At 44.7% G+C, this 20021-nt stretch carries 31 protein-coding genes; 1 reads left to right on the top strand and 30 read right to left on the bottom strand.

The window, feature by feature from the left end; genetic code table 11:
* Window positions 1-46 precede the first annotated feature (46 nt).
* From R3D86_03645 to crcB, 4 genes are read right to left on the bottom strand one after another with little or no spacing between them, the layout of a single operon-like run.
* Window positions 47-757 carry an ATP12 family protein gene (locus R3D86_03645; GenBank protein MEZ5757296.1) on the bottom strand — a complete coding sequence of 237 codons (711 nt, stop codon included), beginning with the start codon at window positions 755-757 and terminating at the stop codon, window positions 47-49.
* Window positions 758-1423 (bottom strand): HAD-IA family hydrolase, encoded by a 666-nt coding sequence (locus R3D86_03650; GenBank protein MEZ5757297.1) that lies wholly within the window; start codon window positions 1421-1423, stop codon window positions 758-760.
* Window positions 1413-2402, bottom strand: a complete 990-nt coding sequence (locus R3D86_03655) for an RluA family pseudouridine synthase (GenBank protein ID MEZ5757298.1) — start codon at window positions 2400-2402, stop codon at window positions 1413-1415. The genes R3D86_03650 and R3D86_03655 overlap by 11 nt, the downstream gene beginning before the upstream one ends.
* Before the next feature lie 9 nt (window positions 2403-2411).
* The gene (crcB, locus tag R3D86_03660) at window positions 2412-2789 is read right to left on the bottom strand and encodes a fluoride efflux transporter CrcB (GenBank protein MEZ5757299.1); all 378 of its coding nucleotides are present in this window, start codon (window positions 2787-2789) and stop codon (window positions 2412-2414) included.
* Between the two features lie 98 nt (window positions 2790-2887).
* Between crcB and R3D86_03665 the strand changes: the two genes are divergently transcribed.
* Window positions 2888-4075, top strand: coding sequence for a cyclopropane-fatty-acyl-phospholipid synthase family protein (locus R3D86_03665; protein ID MEZ5757300.1), 1188 nt, complete (start codon window positions 2888-2890; stop codon window positions 4073-4075).
* On the opposite strand, the gene R3D86_03670 is transcribed toward R3D86_03665, so the two are convergent.
* The 26 genes from R3D86_03670 to rplB form a co-directional block, all read right to left on the bottom strand.
* The gene (locus R3D86_03670) at window positions 4072-5373 is read right to left on the bottom strand and encodes a replication-associated recombination protein A (GenBank protein MEZ5757301.1); all 1302 of its coding nucleotides are present in this window, start codon (window positions 5371-5373) and stop codon (window positions 4072-4074) included. The genes R3D86_03665 and R3D86_03670 overlap by 4 nt on opposite strands.
* Before the next feature lie 15 nt (window positions 5374-5388).
* Window positions 5389-6837: a Do family serine endopeptidase gene (locus R3D86_03675; GenBank protein ID MEZ5757302.1), complete on the bottom strand. Its 1449-nt coding sequence runs from the start codon at window positions 6835-6837 to the stop codon at window positions 5389-5391.
* 133 nt (window positions 6838-6970) lie between these two features.
* Window positions 6971-8038, bottom strand: coding sequence for a class II fructose-bisphosphate aldolase (fbaA, locus tag R3D86_03680; GenBank protein MEZ5757303.1), 1068 nt, complete (start codon window positions 8036-8038; stop codon window positions 6971-6973).
* A 153-nt stretch (window positions 8039-8191) separates the two neighbouring features.
* Window positions 8192-8620, bottom strand: a complete 429-nt coding sequence (gene rplQ / locus R3D86_03685) for a 50S ribosomal protein L17 (GenBank protein ID MEZ5757304.1) — start codon at window positions 8618-8620, stop codon at window positions 8192-8194.
* Window positions 8621-8670: 50 nt separating this feature from the next.
* The gene (locus R3D86_03690; protein MEZ5757305.1) at window positions 8671-9693 is read right to left on the bottom strand and encodes a DNA-directed RNA polymerase subunit alpha; all 1023 of its coding nucleotides are present in this window, start codon (window positions 9691-9693) and stop codon (window positions 8671-8673) included.
* 77 nt (window positions 9694-9770) lie between these two features.
* Window positions 9771-10157: a 30S ribosomal protein S11 gene (gene rpsK / locus R3D86_03695; GenBank protein MEZ5757306.1), complete on the bottom strand. Its 387-nt coding sequence runs from the start codon at window positions 10155-10157 to the stop codon at window positions 9771-9773.
* A gap of 11 nt (window positions 10158-10168) precedes the next feature.
* Window positions 10169-10537: a 30S ribosomal protein S13 gene (gene rpsM / locus R3D86_03700; protein ID MEZ5757307.1), complete on the bottom strand. Its 369-nt coding sequence runs from the start codon at window positions 10535-10537 to the stop codon at window positions 10169-10171.
* 156 nt (window positions 10538-10693) lie between these two features.
* Complete coding sequence (locus R3D86_03705; GenBank protein ID MEZ5757308.1) at window positions 10694-11347, bottom strand: adenylate kinase; 654 nt, start codon at window positions 11345-11347, stop codon at window positions 10694-10696.
* Window positions 11344-12681: a preprotein translocase subunit SecY gene (secY, locus tag R3D86_03710; GenBank protein ID MEZ5757309.1), complete on the bottom strand. Its 1338-nt coding sequence runs from the start codon at window positions 12679-12681 to the stop codon at window positions 11344-11346. The genes R3D86_03705 and secY overlap by 4 nt, the downstream gene beginning before the upstream one ends.
* Before the next feature lie 43 nt (window positions 12682-12724).
* Window positions 12725-13204: a 50S ribosomal protein L15 gene (gene rplO, locus R3D86_03715; GenBank protein MEZ5757310.1), complete on the bottom strand. Its 480-nt coding sequence runs from the start codon at window positions 13202-13204 to the stop codon at window positions 12725-12727.
* Between the two features lie 8 nt (window positions 13205-13212).
* On the bottom strand, window positions 13213-13398 hold the full coding sequence (rpmD, locus tag R3D86_03720) for a 50S ribosomal protein L30 (GenBank protein MEZ5757311.1): 186 nt from the start codon (window positions 13396-13398) through the stop codon (window positions 13213-13215).
* Between the two features lie 5 nt (window positions 13399-13403).
* A complete protein-coding gene (gene rpsE / locus R3D86_03725; GenBank protein ID MEZ5757312.1) occupies window positions 13404-13958 on the bottom strand; it encodes a 30S ribosomal protein S5 in 555 nt (184 codons plus the stop codon).
* Between the two features lie 10 nt (window positions 13959-13968).
* Window positions 13969-14328 carry a 50S ribosomal protein L18 gene (gene rplR, locus R3D86_03730; protein MEZ5757313.1) on the bottom strand — a complete coding sequence of 120 codons (360 nt, stop codon included), beginning with the start codon at window positions 14326-14328 and terminating at the stop codon, window positions 13969-13971.
* Between the two features lie 9 nt (window positions 14329-14337).
* Window positions 14338-14871 (bottom strand): 50S ribosomal protein L6, encoded by a 534-nt coding sequence (rplF, locus tag R3D86_03735; protein MEZ5757314.1) that lies wholly within the window; start codon window positions 14869-14871, stop codon window positions 14338-14340.
* Between the two features lie 9 nt (window positions 14872-14880).
* Entirely contained in the window at window positions 14881-15279 is a 399-nt protein-coding gene (gene rpsH, locus R3D86_03740) for a 30S ribosomal protein S8 (protein ID MEZ5757315.1), read from the bottom strand.
* Window positions 15280-15291: 12 nt separating this feature from the next.
* The gene (gene rpsN / locus R3D86_03745; protein MEZ5757316.1) at window positions 15292-15597 is read right to left on the bottom strand and encodes a 30S ribosomal protein S14; all 306 of its coding nucleotides are present in this window, start codon (window positions 15595-15597) and stop codon (window positions 15292-15294) included.
* Window positions 15590-16159, bottom strand: coding sequence for a 50S ribosomal protein L5 (gene rplE / locus R3D86_03750; GenBank protein MEZ5757317.1), 570 nt, complete (start codon window positions 16157-16159; stop codon window positions 15590-15592). The genes rpsN and rplE overlap by 8 nt, the downstream gene beginning before the upstream one ends.
* Window positions 16159-16479: a 50S ribosomal protein L24 gene (gene rplX, locus R3D86_03755; GenBank protein MEZ5757318.1), complete on the bottom strand. Its 321-nt coding sequence runs from the start codon at window positions 16477-16479 to the stop codon at window positions 16159-16161. Before rplX ends, rplE begins: the two co-directional genes overlap by 1 nt.
* A complete protein-coding gene (gene rplN / locus R3D86_03760; GenBank protein MEZ5757319.1) occupies window positions 16479-16847 on the bottom strand; it encodes a 50S ribosomal protein L14 in 369 nt (122 codons plus the stop codon). Before rplN ends, rplX begins: the two co-directional genes overlap by 1 nt.
* A gap of 44 nt (window positions 16848-16891) precedes the next feature.
* Entirely contained in the window at window positions 16892-17128 is a 237-nt protein-coding gene (rpsQ, locus tag R3D86_03765) for a 30S ribosomal protein S17 (GenBank protein MEZ5757320.1), read from the bottom strand.
* Window positions 17129-17140: 12 nt separating this feature from the next.
* Window positions 17141-17350 (bottom strand): 50S ribosomal protein L29, encoded by a 210-nt coding sequence (gene rpmC, locus R3D86_03770; protein MEZ5757321.1) that lies wholly within the window; start codon window positions 17348-17350, stop codon window positions 17141-17143.
* Window positions 17351-17361: 11 nt separating this feature from the next.
* A complete protein-coding gene (rplP, locus tag R3D86_03775) occupies window positions 17362-17778 on the bottom strand; it encodes a 50S ribosomal protein L16 (protein MEZ5757322.1) in 417 nt (138 codons plus the stop codon).
* 5 nt (window positions 17779-17783) lie between these two features.
* Window positions 17784-18515, bottom strand: coding sequence for a 30S ribosomal protein S3 (gene rpsC, locus R3D86_03780; protein MEZ5757323.1), 732 nt, complete (start codon window positions 18513-18515; stop codon window positions 17784-17786).
* Complete coding sequence (rplV, locus tag R3D86_03785) at window positions 18515-18838, bottom strand: 50S ribosomal protein L22 (protein MEZ5757324.1); 324 nt, start codon at window positions 18836-18838, stop codon at window positions 18515-18517. The genes rpsC and rplV overlap by 1 nt, the downstream gene beginning before the upstream one ends.
* A 59-nt stretch (window positions 18839-18897) precedes the next feature.
* Window positions 18898-19176 carry a 30S ribosomal protein S19 gene (gene rpsS / locus R3D86_03790; protein ID MEZ5757325.1) on the bottom strand — a complete coding sequence of 93 codons (279 nt, stop codon included), beginning with the start codon at window positions 19174-19176 and terminating at the stop codon, window positions 18898-18900.
* An 11-nt stretch (window positions 19177-19187) separates the two neighbouring features.
* Window positions 19188-20021: a 50S ribosomal protein L2 gene (gene rplB / locus R3D86_03795; GenBank protein MEZ5757326.1), complete on the bottom strand. Its 834-nt coding sequence runs from the start codon at window positions 20019-20021 to the stop codon at window positions 19188-19190.

The following is a 20021-nucleotide window of genomic DNA, read 5'->3' on the forward strand; positions in this document are numbered from 1 at the left end:
CAATAATGTTACCAATCAGTAACATAAAAACACCCTGCCCTACAACTTATTTTTTTGTTTCCTGCCCCCGGGTCAGTTTTAGAAAATAGTCAGCATTTGCCAGCTCAGTTTTTAATGCTGATCTTCTTCGTTCCGCCTCTTCATCAATTCCCCATTCTGATGCTTGAAAATTCTCATCCAGATGGCCTGCTTCCCATGCCTGTTCAAGGCTTTGGTGACCACTGAAAAGACTTAACCCGACTGTTACAGAGCCAGTTACAGTGATCATGGTATATAGGGCCGTTAGCTCAAAACTTTCCATTTTTTCAAAAATTATACGAAATTTATCCAGTTGCACACGATCCTGCTCAACAAAAATTATGCCCGTTGATAATTTTAGCTTTATGTCAAATTGATCCTTTAACCAGTCCAGCAATGGATTCCACATGCTGTTCTGTAATTCAACAAGAGTATCAGGTGCTTCAGCACGATAACAAAGCTGATCACTGCCGGCAAAGCTGATCATTTCATTGATCAGCTCTTCTCTTCTTTTTCCAACTCGGTCAATGGCCGTATTTACAAGTTTAAAAATAGGCATAGTCGCCGGTTTTATATCCTTATCCTGATCATCCCATTCCTTGGCAACGGCTTCTGCCATTTTCCGGGTAGGCATGAGACAAGGGCTTTTTTCTGGCGTTTTTACTTTTTTTCCATCCAGTAATACAAAATACCCGCCGTTTTCCTTTTCTACGGTTACTTGTTTATAAAATCTTTTCATTTACTCTTTCATCAATTCGACAAGTTCGGAAATATGACTGATAATATGATGGGCTCCAGACGATATTAGCTCATGTGTTTCATGATAGCCCCATGTTACACCGACCGATCTGACGCCGGCCTGTTTTGCCATAATCATATCATAGGTGGTATCACCGATCATCACTGCATTTTCTTTTTTGACACCGGTTTCTGCAAGGGCGACATTAATCATGGACGGGTCGGGTTTCCCCGGACCATCATCGGCCGTATTCAAGGTAACAAAATGTCCGTCAAGCCCGTGATTATGAAGTGTCTTTTTTAAACCTCTTGAAGACTTACCCGTCGCGATCCCAAGCAATATTCCCATCTTATCAAGTTCGAGGATCACTTCTCTTACGCCATCATATAAAGGCTCATGCTGATCATCCAGCGTTCTTAAAAACTGGAAATGTTCAATAAATTCCTTCTGCAGCCGACCATGGTCAATTTCCTTTAGGTCAGGATAAACCCGTGTAATCGCTTCATATAGTGAAAGCCCGACAATTCGTCTGACCGGCTCATCACCGGGATAAGGAATATTGCATCTCTCACTGGCCATTTTCATGGAACTTATAATCATATGCTGACCATCGACCAGCGTTCCATCACAATCAAATATCGCCAGCTTCAGATCACTAGACATCATCCATTTCCTCAAACGGGTCACTGATATCATCGTCATCAAAACCAAATAATGCCCAGCTTTCCTTCATGTGGGTGGGAAGTGCCGCCTTAACCGATAGAGTGCCCCCATCCGGATGGTCAATGTCAAGCGATCTTGCATGCAAGTGGAGTTTCCTGCTGACAGGACCGTCAATAAAAGCATCCTTGCCGCCATATTTACCATCACCGACAATTGGCGTTCCGAGCAACGTTGCATGGACCCTGATCTGATGGGTTCTGCCGGTTACGGGTCTGAATGCCATCCAGGTTGCCGTATCTGCGGCACTATCCATCATTTTAAAATCTGTCACCGCGCGTTTTCCGTCATCTGAAACCGCCATTCGCTCCCCCCGTGACCCCGGTTCCTTATCAAGTGGCGCCTGAATGACCCCCTCCATCTGGCTGGGCCGCCCCTTCACCAACGCCCAATATATTTTATTGGTTTTTCTTTTTTTGAAACTTTCGGTAAGTTTTTTTGCGCTTGCCGCCGTGCGAGCGATGACAAGTATCCCGCTGGTGTCTTTATCTATCCGATGAACCAGTTTCGGTTTTTCTTTTGATTTTCCCTGCAATGCGCCCAGCATACCATCAACATGACGCGGAGTATTTGTCCCACCCTGTACCGCCAGACCCGGTAACTTGTTCAGGACAATAACACTGTCATCCTGATAGATGACCATATTGCGCATCAGTGCTGCATCATCGTCCGAGATTTTATTAACCGCTTTGGGTTTGTCCAATTGTGTTCTTTCTTCCTTTCCCAGCGGTGGAAGTCTGATTTCCATACCACCTTCTAGTCGAAAGTTTGCCTTTACCCGTTTCCCGTCAACCCGCACTTCACCCTTACGCAAGATTTTTGACAATCGTCCATAACTAAGCCCTGGAAAATGAACTTTAAACCATTTATCAAGCCGCCAGTCACTTTCACTGTCCTTGACATATTCACGTGTTACGCCAGACATAAACTATCCTTATAGAACCGTACGGCCGGCAAAAATACCGGCAAATAATGCGACTATTCCGGCAAACATGGTGCCAAAGATATAAATAGCCGCTGTGTAGAACTGATCACGCTCGAGCATCAGTCCGACCTCCATTGAAAAGGAAGAAAAAGTCGTAAACCCGCCAAGGATCCCAACCACAATAAATCCCTGCCATTCGTGAGCCAGATTCATACGAAGAGCCATTAATTCAACCAATAATCCAATCAGGAACGATCCAACAATATTTACCGTAAACGTGCCCCATGGAAAGCCGGGCCCCATAATATTAAACATCAGTCGACCGACAAGAAACCGCCCTGTCGCACCGATGGCCCCTCCTGCTGCAACTGCTAAAATCATATTCATAAAAATCACTCCCATAGAACTGTTTACATTATTGTCTTTTACCCGTAATTATAAAATAATCAAAATTTATTAGATTATAAACCATAGAACTGTGATCCATGTTTCCATTATCAATATTCTTAAATAAGCTCATCAAACAGGGTACTTTAAATGTTATCGATGCAGAAGGAAAAACACATAAATTTTCCGGAAGCCCTGACCCGGAAATTACGATCAGACTTCATAATAAATCCGTGAAATGGAAATTATTCTTCTGGCCAGATCTTAAGGCCGGAGAATCCTATATGGATGGCAGTCTGACGATAGAACCGCCTCATACTGTATATGATTTTCTTGCTTTCATAACAAAGAATATGGAATGGCGGCCGGATAATCCGTTCCACCTTATGGGCGGTGATCCATATAGCCGTTTCAAAGGATGGCTCGGGCAAATGAATAAAGCTGCCAAAGCCAAAGATAACGTCGCTCATCATTATGATCTGTCCGATGATCTTTATGATTTATTTCTGGATGCCAACCGGCAATATTCTTCAGCAGTCTTCAAATATCCGGATGACAGTCTTGAACAGGCACAGATTAATAAAATGGATCTGATCACCAATAAGCTGCTTTTAAAACCGGACCATAAAGTGCTTGATATTGGCTGTGGCTGGGGTGGGTTAAGTCTTCATATCAACAAGCGGACCGGCGCAAGCGTAACCGGCGTAACGTTAAGTGAAGAACAATTAAAGGTCGCGAATGGCAATGCTGAAAAAATTGACGGTGTTCATTTTGAGCTTTGTGATTATCGTAATGTGAAAGAAAAATTTGACCGTGTGGTCTCTGTTGGCATGTTCGAGCATGTCGGACGCAGTCAATATAATACCTATTTCAAAAAAATATATGAATGTCTGAAAGATGATGGTGTAGCTCTTGTCCACACCATAGCCCGTGCTGACGGACCGGGGGAAACAGACCCCTGGACCAAAAAATATATTTTCCCGGGCGGTTATGCACCTGCCCTTTCCGAAATTGCTCCGGCCATTGAAAAAAGCGGCCTTTATATTACCGATGTTGAGATTTTAAGACTTCATTATGCCAAGACATTATGCGAATGGCGAAAACGGGTTGAAGAGAACAGAGAAAAAATTATCGAGCTTTATGACGATCGTTTTTTAAGAATGTGGGAATTTTATCTCGCCAGTGCAGAATGCGCTTTCAGAAATCTTGGTCATGTGGTCATGCAATTTCAACTGGCGAAAAAACAGGATAATGTACCGCTTCATCGCAGCTATCTCTGCAGTTAGCTTTTTTCTGACCTGAGCTTTTTCCAATAATCAAGCCGTTTCTGGATTTCTCTCTCAAACCCTCTGGTTACGGGTTTGTAAAATTCTTCCCGCGGCAGATTATCCGGAAAATAGTTTTGTCCTGAGAACCCGTCCTCTGTATCATGGTCATATTGGTAATCCTTGCCATATCCCATTTCCTTCATCATTTTTGTCGGTGCATTCAGAATATGCATCGGCGGGTTTAAAGAGCCGGTTTCTTTTGCTCTTCGGAATGATGCTTTTTGTGCTTTATATACTGCATTGGATTTCGGTGCTGTCCCCAGGTAAATAACCGCCTGGGCGATCGCTATCTCCCCTTCGGGTGAGCCAAGAAATTCATATACTTCGCGGGCGGCATTTGCCTGTATCACAGCCTGCGGATCAGCAAGACCGATATCTTCCACCGCAAAGCGAACAAGCCTCCTGAGGATATATAGTGGCTCCTCACCACCTGCCAGCATACGTGCTGCCCAGTAAAGCGCTGCATCAGTGTCGGAGCCACGCAAGGATTTATGAAGGGCAGAAATCAGATTATAATGACCTTCGCGGTCTTTATCATAAACGGGAGCGCGCTTCTGTAAAATCTGCAACAGTGAATTGGGGTCAAGATCAGCATCAAATTCAAGACCCAGTAATATTTCTGCCAGATTAAGCAGATAGCGACCATCACCGTCAGCCATATTATATAAAAGGGCTCTGGCTTCTGCAGTTAAAGGCAGCTCTTTACTTTCCAGCTTTTCGGCCCTTTTTAAAAGCTCCTCCATCGCACGGTTATCAAGCCTGTTCAGGGTCAAAACCTGCATCCGTGAAAGCAACGCGGCATTCAGCTCAAAAGACGGGTTTTCCGTCGTCGCCCCAACCAGAACGATGGTTCCATCCTCAACATAGGGTAAAAATCCATCCTGTTGAGAACGGTTAAACCGGTGAATCTCATCAACGAATAGCAGCGTTCCCTGTCCGGTTTTGCGCCTTGCCTTCGCGGCTTCAAAACATTTCCTTAAATCGGCAACGCCTGAAAAAACAGCCGATATCTGCTCGAAATAAAGATTTACATTTTCGGCCAGCAATCTTGCTGTGGTGGTCTTTCCTGTTCCTGGGGGACCCCAGAAAATTATGGACGATAAATGCCCGGCCTTTAACATACGACCCAAAGTTCCATTGGGATCAGTCAGATGCCCCTGCCCAACAACGTCTTCAATCTTTCCTGGGCGCAACCGATCCGCAAGAGGACGTGGAGCCCCTTCATCCAGACCGGCTTTTTCAAATAAGTCACTCATAAAAAGATAATGAGGTCATCGGCAACTATAGCTCCCTCGTCCGCGTGCGATACATTCAATAACGCCCCCTTGGCGTCTTACGGCGAAGGAAACATCTGTCCCTGATTCATCAAGAACATCCTGTAATTCTTCAACAGAAGTTATTTCCTTACCATCAATTGATTCGAATATATCGCCTGGACGAAGCACATTCAATCGCCTTACCGGACTTAACCGGTCAATATCAAGAATGATAACGCCTTTTTCAAACATGCTCACGCCCAATTCATTTGAAAAGGCAGGTGACAGGTTACCAACCTGAATATTTTCAAAGATATTATCCCCCCTAAGAACTGTTATATTTCGGGGTGGATCTTCCGGTGCCACTTCCAGCTTAACCTTAACATCACGTGTTTTACCACCATCAAGAACTTTAAGGGTTGTCTCCCCACCGACTTTACCAAGCGCTATAAAATATCTAAGCCCCTGAGTATCAAATATTTCTTCACCATCAATGGAAAGAATGACATTTCCTGGTTCAAGTCCCGCACGACCAGCCGGACTATCAGGATATACATTATCAACCAGCACACCGCCTGGACGGTCAAGGCCAAGACTTTCAGCAATATCCGCTGAAACCGCCTGTCCGCTTGCGCCAAACCAGGGGCGGACAATTTTTCCATCCGTTAAAGCAGCATTTAAAACAAATTCAACCATTCTGACCGGAATGGCAAACCCGATACCATTTGAGCCGCCACTTCGCGAATATATTGATGTATTAATGCCAACCAGTTTGCCGTCCATACCAACTAGGGCACCACCACTGTTGCCTGGATTTACTGCCGCATCGGTCTGGATAAAAAACTGATATTCATCATCCCCAACCTGCGTACGGGCCAGTGCGGATACTATCCCACTTGTCACCGACTGGCCAACGCCGAACGGATTTCCAATGGCCAGTACCAGATCACCGACCTGAACGTCATCTGAGTCGCTAAATTCAATCACGCTGAGCGGTGCCCCTCTGGGTGTAATTCTTAAGACCGCCAGATCAGCACTTTCATCTTTCAGGATGACTTCTGCTTCGAATTCCCGTCTGTCTGACAAAGAAACGGTTATTTCATCTGCCCCATCAATAACATGATAATTGGTAACGATCACACCGTCGTTTCTGACAATGACACCTGAACCAAGGGACCTTTCAATCCGTTCTCTTGGTGTCGAGGTTCCACCAAAAAACTGACTGAAAAATGGATCACTTAAAAAGGGTGACGTCCGGGTCTTGATAACCCGTTTCGTATAAATATTCACAACGGCTGGCGCTACATTATGGACAACCGGGGCGTAGGAAAGTTTCACTTCAGCTTCCGAAGACGGGACCCGCCTGTTGTTGGCATTCTGCGCTATAGCCGTAGCGTTCAGGAGCACTAATGTTAACGTTAAAAGTGATAAATATCGAAATCCATAATTCATCAATTTTTTCATAACCGGTCCTATTACTGTATTAAATAACATCCTGTTATATATTCTTTATAAGTGGCAAAATTATGTGCTTTTTAAAAGCAAAAAATAAAAAAGGCAGTTTTTATAAAACTGCCTTTTCCGGATTTTCTTTCAGCTATTTTGCCAATGACCGTCCAGCTGATCCAAGGTCTTCGAACGCTTCATCAAGACGAGCGACAAAGGACTGCTCCCCTGCTCTGAGCCATTTACGAGGATCATAAAATTTCTTTAGCGGTGTACCGTCATCCGGATCAATCTGAAATTTGAAGGCATTTCCATGCTCGTCAACATATTTTCCAACACCGTTGGCAAAGGCAAATTGGGTATCGGTATCGATATTCATTTTAAAGACACCATATGAAATTGCTTCCGCAATCTTGTCTTTTTCAGAACCCGACCCACCATGAAAAACGAGGTTTAGTGGCTTACTTCCAGTGCTATGGGTTTTGCTGACCAGTGCCTGACTGTTTTTAAGTATTTCCGGACGAAGCTTCACATTGCCCGGTTTATAAACCCCATGCACATTGCCAAAGGAGGCCGCCACAGAAAAATGACCTATTGGTGTCAAAAGATCGTAAGCTTTAAGCACATCTTCCGGCTGCGTATATAAATGCGAGCTGTCTGCCCCTTCTTCAATATCATGGCCAACGCCGTCTTCTTCACCGCCGGTAATTCCCAGTTCAATTTCCAGGCTCATATTGATTTTTGACATACGCTCAAGCATACGGGCACATTCGTTCAAATTTTCGTCAATGGCCTCTTCTGACAGATCAAGCATATGCGAGCTATAGAGGGCCTTCCCATGCTGCTTATAATAATGTTCGGAATGATCAACAAGAGCATCAACCCATGGAACCAGTTTACGGTTAGCATGGTCAGTGTGAAGAACAACACAAACTCCATAATGTTCCGCAAGCAAATGCACATGCTGCGCTGCAGAAACGGCACCAAGTACTTTTGCCTGAAAAGTATCTTCCATTCCCTGACCCGCATAAAACTGACTTCCGCCATTTGACAACTGGATTATGACATCGCTCTTATTTTTTGCGGCCGCTTCCATCACTGCATTGACAGAATTGGTCCCCACGCAATTTACAGCCGCCAGTGCGTAACCACCTTCTTTACATGCATTTACGAGCTCAATATATTCATCGCCGCAAACTACGCCTGGTTTTAGTGCCATTTTATTTTTTCCTTTTTAATGATTTTTCTATTCTTTATTTATAGGATTTTATACTATCAGTCGCAAGCGCAACCGGAAAATTCAACAAAAAATTCAAATAAAAAAAGCAGCTCTAAAAGCTGCTTTTTTAAAAATAACATTTTGTTGCTTTGCTTAAGCGACTGCTTCTTCTTCAATATCATCAAAGACAGGACCGCTATTTAGGCCTTTTGCAGACTCATCACGGTCAACAAACTCAATAACAGCAACCGGGGCGGCATCGCCATGACGGAAACCAGCTTTAAGCACGCGTGTATAACCACCATTGCGTTCTTTATAACGATCAGCAAGTACATCGAACAGTTTTTGGACGATTTCCTTATCAGACGCAGGCAGTTTTGAAATTGCCTGACGACGTGCATGAAGTGATCCGCGTTTACCCAAAGTGATAAGACGTTCGACAATCGGACGAAGTTCTTTTGCTTTAGGAAGCGTTGTTATAATTTGCTCATGCTTAATCAGCGCTGAAGCCATATTGGCAAACATTGCTTTACGATGGCTACTAGTTTTATTAAGCTTACGCCCAGCTTTACGATGGCGCATATCTTTTACTCCTTGAGGGGGTATCCGTTACCGGACCCGGGCCCATTAAATTAAAATTCCTGTTCCAGTTTCTTTACAAGCTCTTCGATATTCTCTGGTGGCCATCCCGGATTTTCCATACCAAGACGAAGCCCCATTGAAGAGAGAACTTCTTTAATTTCATTCAGTGATTTACGACCGAAGTTCGGTGTACGAAGCATTTCTGCCTCTGTCTTACGAACCAGATCACCAATATAAACGATGTTATCGTTTTTAAGGCAGTTTGCTGAACGGACACTAAGTTCAAGTTCATCAACACGGCGAAGAAGGTTACGGTTGAAATCAGGCTCATCTGATTCCTTATCCGCTGCCAGATCTTCAGGTTCTTCAAAATTGATAAATGTCTGAAGCTGATCCTGTAAGATACGGGCGGCATACGCAATCGCATCTTCCGGGGTAACCGTACCATCAGTTTCAATATCCATTGTCAGTTTATCATAATCAAGAATCTGACCTTCACGAGTGTTATCCACCTTATAGCTAACACGGGTCACAGGGCTGAACAGGCTGTCCACCGGGATTAGGCCAATTGGCGCATCATCCGCACGGTTTTTAACAGCTGCAACATATCCTTTGCCTGTGTTAACGGTAAGCTCCATACGAAGATCAGCACCATCATCCAGATTACAGATAACCAGGTCCGGATTATGAATGTTAATGCCTGTTACTTCATCAATCTGTCCGGCAGTTACTTCACCCGGGCCAGATGCCTTAAGGATCAGGCGGCGTGGACCTTCAATTTCACCATCCATGCTAACGGCCAGCTTTTTGATGTTCAGAATAATATCTGTTACATCTTCGCGGACACCTGCGATTGATGAAAATTCATGAAGTACATTATCAATATGTACTGAAGTGACTGCAGCACCCTGTAGTGAAGAAAGGAGCACACGACGCAGTGCATTTCCAAGAGTCATGCCAAAACCGCGCTCTAACGGCTCTGCAATTACTCTTGCTTTTCTTCTTTCAGCACCCTTTTGAATAATTTCAAGGGTTGTCGGTTTTATTAGCTCTTGCCAGTTATTTTGGATCACGGTTAAATCCTTATCTATTTAGGTCAGGCTTAATATCAATAGCGTATTTAGCAAATATGCTGAACACGCTACAATTGTTATACTCTACGGCGTTTCGGCGCACGGCATCCATTATGCGGGATAGGCGTTACGTCACGAATCGAAGTAATGGTAATTCCAAGTGCCATCAAAGCACGCAGTGCCGATTCGCGACCTGAACCAGGTCCCTTTACTTCGACTTCCAGTGTTTTGATGCCATGTTCCATTGCTTTTCTACCAGCATCTTCACCTGCGATCTGTGCCGCATATGGTGTCGATTTACGGGAGCCTTTGAAGCCCATTGCACCGGCAGTTGACCAGGAAATTGTATTTCCCTGTGCATCAGCAATTGTAATAATGGTATTGTTGAATGTGCTGTTCACATGTGCAACACCATTGGTGATGTTTTTGCGTTCTCTACGCTTTAAACGTTTTTCAGTAGCCATAGTCTTATTTCCTATTTCTTCTTACCGGCAATAGCAACAGCCTTACCTTTACGGGTACGGGCATTGGTGCTAGTGCGTTGACCACGAACAGGTAATCTCTTCCGATGGCGCAGGCCACGATAGGTTCCCAGGTCAAGCAAACGTTTAATATTCATGGCGACTTCACGACGACGGTCGCCTTCCACCAAATATTCGGCATCAATCGTTTCGCGGATTTTAATCACTTCCGCATCACTAAGATCCGACACACGTCGCTCCGGTGTGATACCATTTTTTTTACAAATTTCTTTCGCAGAAGTAAGCCCTATACCATGAATATAGGTCAATGCGACTTCCACCCTTTTTGCGGTGGGTATATTAACGCCAGAAATACGCGCCACGATCGTTTCTCCCGATCTAAAAATTCAAACAATTCAGCAAAATCCATCACGCTATAAAGCATGATATGAAGTTGCGCGATTATAGGTATTAAGTTCACTTAGTCAACCTCTGAAGAAAAGCTTTTTAAAAAAAGTTTTTCAACCTAGATACAAGGCTTAAGACAAGCTACCTAATACTTCATTTATTTGGGCGGTAACATCATCGATATCAGCCATCCCGTCCACCACTTTCAGAATACCTTTTGCTTTATAATAAGGAAGCAAAGGAGCAGTCTGAGCATGGTATGCTTCCAGACGTGACGAAACGGTTTCCCGATTATCATCCGCCCGGCGTTTGAAATTCGTAGAGCCACAGTTGTCGCAGACGCCATCAACTTTGGGCTTAAGGTTTACATCATGATATCCCTGATTACAGTTTGCACATGTATAACGACCTGTAATCCGGTCTACCAAAGCCGCATCATCAACCTTCATCTCGATGACAACATCAAGTTTCAGATCTTTACGAGCGAGCATATTATCGAGCGCTTCCGCCTGTGCAACGGTCCGTGGAAAACCATCAAGCAGGAAACCATTCCTGCAATCGTCTTCATCAATACGGTCCGCGATAATTCCAATAACAATTTCGTCAGTTACGAGTTTTCCGGCATCCATAAATGCCTTCGCTTTTTTGCCGACTTCCGTCCCGGCAGCAACAGCGGCTCTAAGCATATCTCCGGTGGAGAGCTGAACCAACCCTTGCGTTGCTTCTATTCTTTGTGCCTGTGTCCCCTTACCTGCACCTGGAGGGCCGAGTAAAATAATGATCATCTGCGACGTCTCTTTCCACCACGAAGTTTAGATTTTTTCATCAGGCCTTCGTATTGATGGGCCATGAGGTGGCTATGTATTTGTCCAACAGTGTCCATTGTCACATTGACAACGATCAACAGCGATGTACCACCAAAATAAAATGGTATTGCGTACTGTGCTTTTAGAATTTCCGGCAGTAAGCACACCAGACAAAGATAGGCAGAGCCGACCACAGTCAGTCGTGTCAAAATATAATCAAGATACCTGGCTGTATTTTTCCCCGGACGAATTCCAGGAATAAATCCACCATATTTTTTTAGATTTTCAGATGTTTCCTCAGGGTTAAAGACAAGCGCAGTATAGAAGAAACAGAAAAACACGATACCCGCAACATAAAGGATCATATATAGTGGCTGCCCAGGACCCAACAATGATGTAAGCGTTGTCACCCACTCAGGACTATCAGCAGACGCAAATCCGGCAAGCGACATTGGCATCAGAAGTAGTGAAGAAGCAAAAATTGGTGGAATTACACCAGCAGTATTAAGCTTGAGCGGCATATGGGACTGTTCACCCTGACTCATGCCGTTTGCCTGTTGTCTTTTCGGATATTGGATCAGCACCCGACGCTGGGCCCGTTCGACGAACACAATCAACGCGATCACACCAATAACCATCGCTATCATAAATACAATGAAGATCGGGCCGCCCAGGGTGCCTTTTGAACTCATATCCAGAGTATTGGCAATAGCAACAGGCAGACGTGCCACAATACCGGCAAAAATAATCAGTGAAATACCATTACCGACACCGCGCGATGTAATCTGTTCCCCCAGCCATACCAGAAACAGGGTGCCGCCAGTCAGCGTAACCACCGTCGTCATTCTGAAGAACATGCCCGGTTCTGTCGCAATATTTTGTTCCAGTCCCGTTGCGATCGCATAAGCCTGTACCAGACAAAGAACCACAGTACCATAGCGGGTAAACTGGTTAATTTTGCGACGGCCGGCCTCGCCTTCTTTCTTGAGCTCTTTAAGATTCGTACTCATCGATGTCATAAGCTGCATAATAATCGATGAGGAAATATAAGGCATAATACCAAGGGCAATAATACTCATACGCTGAATTGCGCCACCATTAAACAAATCCAGCATTCCAAGAATACCTTGCTGATTTTGCTCAAACATTTGATTTAAGGCAACAGGATCAATCCCCGGCAACGGCAGATAAGTCGCCAGACGGTAAACCATAAGCGCAATCAGCGTAAACCAAATGCGCTTTTTAAGCTCTGTCGCCTTTGAAAAAGCGCCAAAGTTTAAATTTCCCGCTAACTGTTCTGCCGCTGATGCCATTGTTTAATCCCTATGCCTTAATATCAATTACTTCTATTTAAGATCAAGATGCTGCAGTTTCAACCTTAGCCGGCACAGATACTGTACCGCCCGCTTTTTCAACAGCAGCAATAGCAGCCGCAGAAGCACCGGATACTTCGATGTTTACTTTAGCTTTAATTTCACCTTTTGCAAGAAGACGGATACCATCTTTAACACTATTAACAACGCCAGCTGCTTTGAGCACGTCTACTGTTATAGGCTTTTTCGCATCAATTTTCTTGGCATCAATTGCTTCCTGTAAACGACCAATGTTCAAAGCAACAAAAGATTTTGAATTGATATTGTTAAATCCACGCTTTGGAAGACGCATATGAAGTGGCATCTGTCCGCCTTCGAAGCCTTTAATGGCTACGCCGGAACGTGACTTCTGACCTTTAACACCTCGTCCACCCGTTTTACCTGTTCCTGAGCCGATGCCGCGACCAACGCGTTTTCTCGGCTTGGTTGAGCCAGGTTTATTTGCAAGTTCATTAAGTTTCATAATTCCACCTATTCACCTTCAACTTTGACCATATGGTGAACCTTGCGGATCATCCCGCGCACTGCCGGAGTATCCTCTAGCTCGCGTGTCCGGTGCATTTTATTTAAACCAAGACCAATGAGCGTTGCTCTCTGATCTTCTGTGCGACGGATCGGGCTACCGATTTGAGTCACTTTTATTGTTTTCTTCGCCATCTAATTTACTCCGTTGCTTCGGCAGCATCAGCTTTACGGTCACCACGACGGGCAACAATATCACTTACTTTTTTACTGCGACGAGAGGCCACCATACGTGGTGACACCTGATTAGTCAGTGCATTAAATGTTCCGCGAACCATGTTATAAGGGTTTGACGTTCCAAGTGATTTAGTCACAACGTCATGGACGCCAAGTGCTTCGAACACAGCACGCATCGGACCACCTGCGATGATTCCGGTACCTGGCTGTGCTGAGCGGATAACCACCCGGCCTGCTCCATGGCGACCTTCAACATCATGATGAAGCGTACGTCCTTCACGAAGCGGAACACGAATCATGTTCTTTTTAGCGGCTTCCGTTGCTTTACGGATCGCTTCCGGAACTTCACGTGCCTTACCCTTACCAAAACCAACACGGCCTTTCTGATCTCCCACAACAACGAGTGCTGCGAAACCGAAACGACGGCCACCTTTAACAACTTTGGCAACGCGGTTAATGTGAACGAGCTTTTCAGTTAGTTCACTTTCCTGACGAGGTTCTCTTTCTGCTCTAGCCATAATCTTTTCCTTAGAAACTCAAACCGGCTTCACGGGCAGCATCAGCAAGTGCTTTAACACGACCATGGTATAAGAAACCACCACGATCAAAAACAACCTGTTCGATACCGGCCTTTTTAGCACGGTCTGCTATTAATTTACCTACGGCTGCAGCAGCCTCTGAATTGCTTCCCACTTTAAGGCCCTTAAGGTCACCATCAAGTGTTGAAGCAGCAACAATAGTCGCACCTTTCTGATCATCAATAACCTGTGCATAGATATGCTGGTTGGTACGGTGAATAGAAAGGCGTGGACGGCCATTTGCTACTTTGCGCAGACTGGTCCGCACACGTGTACGGCGACGCTCAAATAATTTTTTACCATTTTGCATAACGACCACCTATTTCTTCTTGCCTTCTTTACGGAAGATATATTCGTCGCTGTATTTAACACCCTTACCTTTATAAGGTTCAGGCTTACGAAACTCACGAATTTCCGCCGCAACTTGGCCAACTTTTTGTTTATCAATACCAGATACAATAATTGTGGTCTGGTTCGGACAGTTTACTTCCACGCCTTCAGCAACTTCATAAAGAATATCATGTGAATATCCGAGTTGAAGATTCACATTTCTGCCTTGCATTTGAGCGCGATAACCAACGCCGTTAAGCTCAAGAGTTTTAGAAAACCCATTTGTAACGCCTTCTACAAGGTTGCTTACAAGCGTACGCTGCATTCCCCACATAGAACGAGCACGTTTACTCTCACCACGTGGCATAACTGACACTTCGCCATTTTCCAGTTTCACATCGACTTCATTAACAAAAGACATGTTAAGCGAACCTTTAGGACCTTTGATAGTCAAAATTCCATCATTAAGATTTGCTTCAACTCCTGCTGGAATTTGTACAGCTTTTTTACCAATTCGAGACATAATATTCTCCTAAAATACTGTACAGATGACTTCGCCACCGACATTTTCAGCACGAGCTTCTGCGTCGGAAAGTACACCTTTGGGGGTTGATACAATCGAAATACCCAGACCGTTACGAACCCGTGGCAAATCCTGCACGGATGAATAAACCCGGCGACCTGGCTTTGATATACGTTTAATTTCACGTATCACAGGCTCACCTTCATGATATTTCAGTTCAATATTAATTTCCGGCTTGCCGGTTTCAGAAGAACCATTGACATAACCGCGAATGTACCCTTCACGCTCAAGCACATCCAGAACACGCTGACGTAGCTTTGAAGACGGTGAAAGAACAGCTTTTTTATTAGCACGTTGTCCGTTACGGATACGTGTCAGCATATCTGCTAGAGGATCACTCATAGACATTTATCAGTCCTCCTACCAGCTCGATTTCACAACGCCTGGCAAATAGCCGTGTGAGGCCAGCAGACGAAGAGAGACACGAGACATTTTAAATTTACGGTAATAACCGCGTGGGCGACCTGTTACCTGACAACGGTTGCGAAGACGAATTCTTGCACTGTTGCGCGGTAACTTCGCGAGCTTTAGGCGCGCTTCAAACTGTTCATCAAATGACAACTCAGGATTTTTAGCTTTTGCCTTAAGCTCAGCACGTTTTGCCGCATATTTTTTAACCAAACGCTCACGCTTAAGGTTATTATTGATAGCACTTAACTTAGCCATTGATTTCTCCAACCTTTGAAGCGAATGGCATCTGGAAGCCAGATAAAAGCGCATGAGCTTCTTTATCAGTTTTCGCCGTTGTACAAATGATAACATCCATGCCGCGAATATCGTCGACATCATCATAGTTAATCTCTGTAAAGACGAGCTGTTCTTTAATACCGAGAGCATAATTGCCACGACCATCAAAGCTTTTGTCATTTACACCACGGAAGTCACGAACACGAGGAAGAGCAACCTGAATAAGACGATCCAGGAATTCATACATTTTTGCTCCTCTCAGAGTAACTTTACAACCGAGCGGCATATCTTCACGGACTTTAAAACCAGCGATCGATTTTTTTGCCCGTGTTGTAACCGGTGCCTGACCAGCAATTTTGGCCATTTCTTCAACAGCTTTTTTAACTTTTTTGCTATCACTTACTGCACCACCAACACCCATATTGAGCACAATTTTCTCAAGCTTTGGGATTTCCATGACATTTGAATAATTAAATTCATTTTGCAGACTAGCACGAATTTCTTTTTCATATACATCACGAAGACGAGGACTATAAGCCATTAGATTGCCTCCCCTGATGCTTTGGAAATACGCTTCTTGGTTCCATCTTTTTCAATTTTGAATCCAATTCTTGATGCTTTTCCGGTTTTAGGATCTTTAAGAGCCAGATTAGAAATGTGAATCGATGCTTCTTTGGTTATGATACCACCTTCACTATCCTGGGTCTGTCTTGTATGACGTTTCACCAGATTAATGCCCTGAACAATGGCACGTCCTTCTGAAATCAACATTTTTGTGACTTCACCAGACTTTCCTTTGTCCTTACCGGCCAGAACAATAACTTCATCACCTTTACGGATTTTACACTTAACGTTAGACATTAAAGCACCTCCGGAGCGAGTGAAATAATTTTCATGTGGTTAGCTGCTCGTAACTCACGTACTACTGGACCAAAGATACGTGTACCAATCGGCTCGTTTTGTTTGTTGATCAAAACAGCTGCATTGGTGTCAAAACGGATTGTTGTTCCGTCTACACGTTTTACATCTTTCTTAGTGCGTACGATAACTGCACGATGCACCTCTCCCTTTTTGACACGTCCGCGTGGAATAGCTTCCTTTACGCTTACGACAATTACGTCACCTACACCGGCCGCTTTCCTTTTGGAACCGCCGAGCACCTTGATGCACTGCACGCGACGAGCGCCTGAGTTATCGGCAACGTCAAGGTTGGTTTGCATTTGAATCATAGGTAATTCCTACTTAGTTAAAATTAATTTATCAGTTTTGCCAATTACTTGGTTTCGCTGATAACAGTCCACGATTTATTTTTAGAGATTGGACGACATTCTTCGATACGAACAATATCACCAACTTTAAAACTATTATTTTCGTCATGCGCACGATATTTTTTGGAACGACGCACAACTTTTTTCACCATTGGGTGCATGAAACGACGCTCAACAAGAACTGTAACTGTCTTATCATTTGCATCACTTACAACTGTACCCTGTAAAATACGTTTAGGCATTCAAGTAATCCCTTATTCTTTAGTCGCCGCGCCAGAACGCTTTGCATTAATTACTGTCCGGTGACGGGCAATTCCCCGACGAACCTGACGAATTCGAGCCGTATTTTCAAGCTGGTTTGTTGCTTTCTGAAAACGCAGATTAAACTGCTCTTTTTTCAGGTCAGCAAGCTCACCCTGTAGCTCTTCAATCGACTTATTATGAAGTTCAGATGCTTTGCTCATCAAGAACTCTCCTAATTTTCACCAAGACGTGTTACAAAACGCGTCGCGATTGGTAGTTTAGCTGCGGCACGTTCAAAAGCCTCGCGGGCAATATCAAACGGAACCCCATCCATTTCAAACATAATACGGCCAGGTTTTACACGGGCTGCCCAAAATTCAACAGACCCTTTACCTTTACCCATACGAACCTCAGCAGGTTTTTTGGATACAGGCACATCTGGAAACAGTCTGATCCAGACTTTACCCTGACGCTTAATATGACGTGTCATTGCACGGCGCGCCGCTTCGATTTGGCGTGCTGTGATCCTTTCCGGCTCAAGAGCTTTAAGTCCACATGACCCAAAAGCAAGCTGCGTGCCTCCTTTTGCGTTTCCGTGAATACGGCCCTTATGTGCGCGGCGGAATTTTGTTCTTTTTGGCTGTAACATATCCCTTATCCTGCGTTTCTGAAGTTGCCCTGGCCACGGCTAGGACCGCTACCACCGGATTTCTGCATTTCATTAATGCGTTTATCGCGTGCCATTGGATCATGTTCCAGAATTTCGCCCTTAAAGAGCCACACTTTAATTCCGATCACGCCATATGCAGTGTAAGCTTTACTTTCTGCATAATCGATGTCTGATCGAAGAGTGTGTAGTGGAACGCGACCTTCACGGTACCATTCTGTTCTGGCGATCTCGGCACCGCCAAGACGACCTGCTGAATTGATACGGATGCCCAATGCACCTAAACGCAGCGCATTTTGCATAACGCGTTTCATGGCACGACGGAAAGCAACACGACGTTCAAGCTGCTGTGCAACATTGTCTGCCACCAGCTGTGCATCAATCTCAGGCTTTCTGATCTCAACAATATTCAAGCTGACATCCCCTGCAGAAGGTGCCATTTTGGCAATCTTCTGGCGAAGTTTTTCAATATCTGCACCTTTTTTGCCAATAATAACACCAGGACGTCCTGAATAGATTGTTACACGCATCTTTTTAGATGGACGCTCAATAACAATACGGCTTACTGCAGCAGCTTTAAGTGAGCTAAGCAGCTCATCACGAACTTTAAGATCTTCGTGCAACATGACACCATAATTGTCACCTTCAGCATACCAGCGGCTGTCCCATGTACGGTTGACGCCAAGGCGGAAACCAATTGGATTTACCTTCTGACCCATTATTCGTCTCCCTCTTCTACTTCACGCACGACAATACGCATGTTACTGAATGGTTTCAGGATTTTGGCACCGCGGCCACGTGCACGTGCACGGAAACGCTTCATTACCATTGCCTTGCCTACACTGGCTTCAGCAACGATCAGGCTGTCAACATCCAGACCATGGTTGTTTTCTGCATTGGCAACCGCACTTTCAAGAAGTTTCTTGACATCGTTTGCAATACGTTTCTTTGAGAAAGTCAGATTGGCCAGTGCCTTTTCCACTTTCAATCCACGAATTAGACCGGCCACCAGATTAAGTTTCTGGGGGCTGATGCGAACCATACGGAGTTCCGCATTCGCTTCGTTGTCGGCCAAGCGACGTGGTGCTGATTTCTTACCCACTATCTCTTCCTCGCTTTTTTATCGGCGCCATGCCCGTAATAAGTACGAGTAGGTGCAAATTCACCAAGTTTATGACCAACCATTTCATCTGTTACATAAACAGGGACGAATTTATGGCCATTGTGTACATTAAATGTCTGACCGACAAACTGTGGCAGGATCGTTGAACGACGTGACCATGTTTTAATCGGTGACGATTTGCCTGATTCAGTCATTGCCTCAGATTTCTTCAGCAAATGCATATCGACAAATGGACCTTTCCAAACGGAACGTGACATATCTCTTGCTCCTACTTCTTACGTTCGTGACGTGACCGAAGAATAAAACGGTCTGTCGATTTGTTGGCGCGTGTACGCTTACCTTTGGTTGGCTTACCCCAAGGTGTAACCGGATGACGGCCACCTGAAGTACGACCCTCACCACCACCATGTGGATGGTCAACAGGGTTCATGGCCACACCACGAACCGAAGGACGCTTGCCAAGCCAGCGACTACGTCCGGCTTTTGCCAGTTTCTGGTTCTGATTATCAGGATTTGATACAGCACCAATTGTTGCCATACAGTCTGAACGAACATAACGCTGTTCACCAGATGCCAGACGAAGCAATACATAACCACGGTCACGACCGGTAACCTGAACATATCCACCGGCAGCACGGGCAATCTGCCCACCTTTACCAGGCTTCATTTCAACATTATGCACGATCGAGCCGACCGGAACGGAATAAAGCGGCATTGCATTACCAGGCTTAACATCAACTTTATCGCCGGCAATAACTTTATCACCTTCACCAACACGTTGTGGTGCCAGAATATAAGTCTTTTCACCATCTGTATATTCGATCAGGGCAATAAAGGCTGAACGGTTCGGGTCATACTCAAGACGCAGAATTGTTGCTTCCATATCCCATTTACGACGCTTGAAGTCAATCAGACGATAAGCGCGCTTATGACCACCACCACGACGACGCGCAGTGATACGACCCATATTGTTCCGACCGCCATTACTTGTAAGCCCTTCGGTAAGCGCTTTAACCGGCTTACCTTTCCAAAGCTCTGAACGATCAACTGTTACCAGCGAACGTAGGCTAGGAGTTGTAGGATTATATTTTTTTAATGCCAT

It is taken from the genome of Emcibacteraceae bacterium (assembly GCA_041396985.1).
Classification (GTDB): domain Bacteria; phylum Pseudomonadota; class Alphaproteobacteria; order Sphingomonadales; family Emcibacteraceae; genus Pseudemcibacter.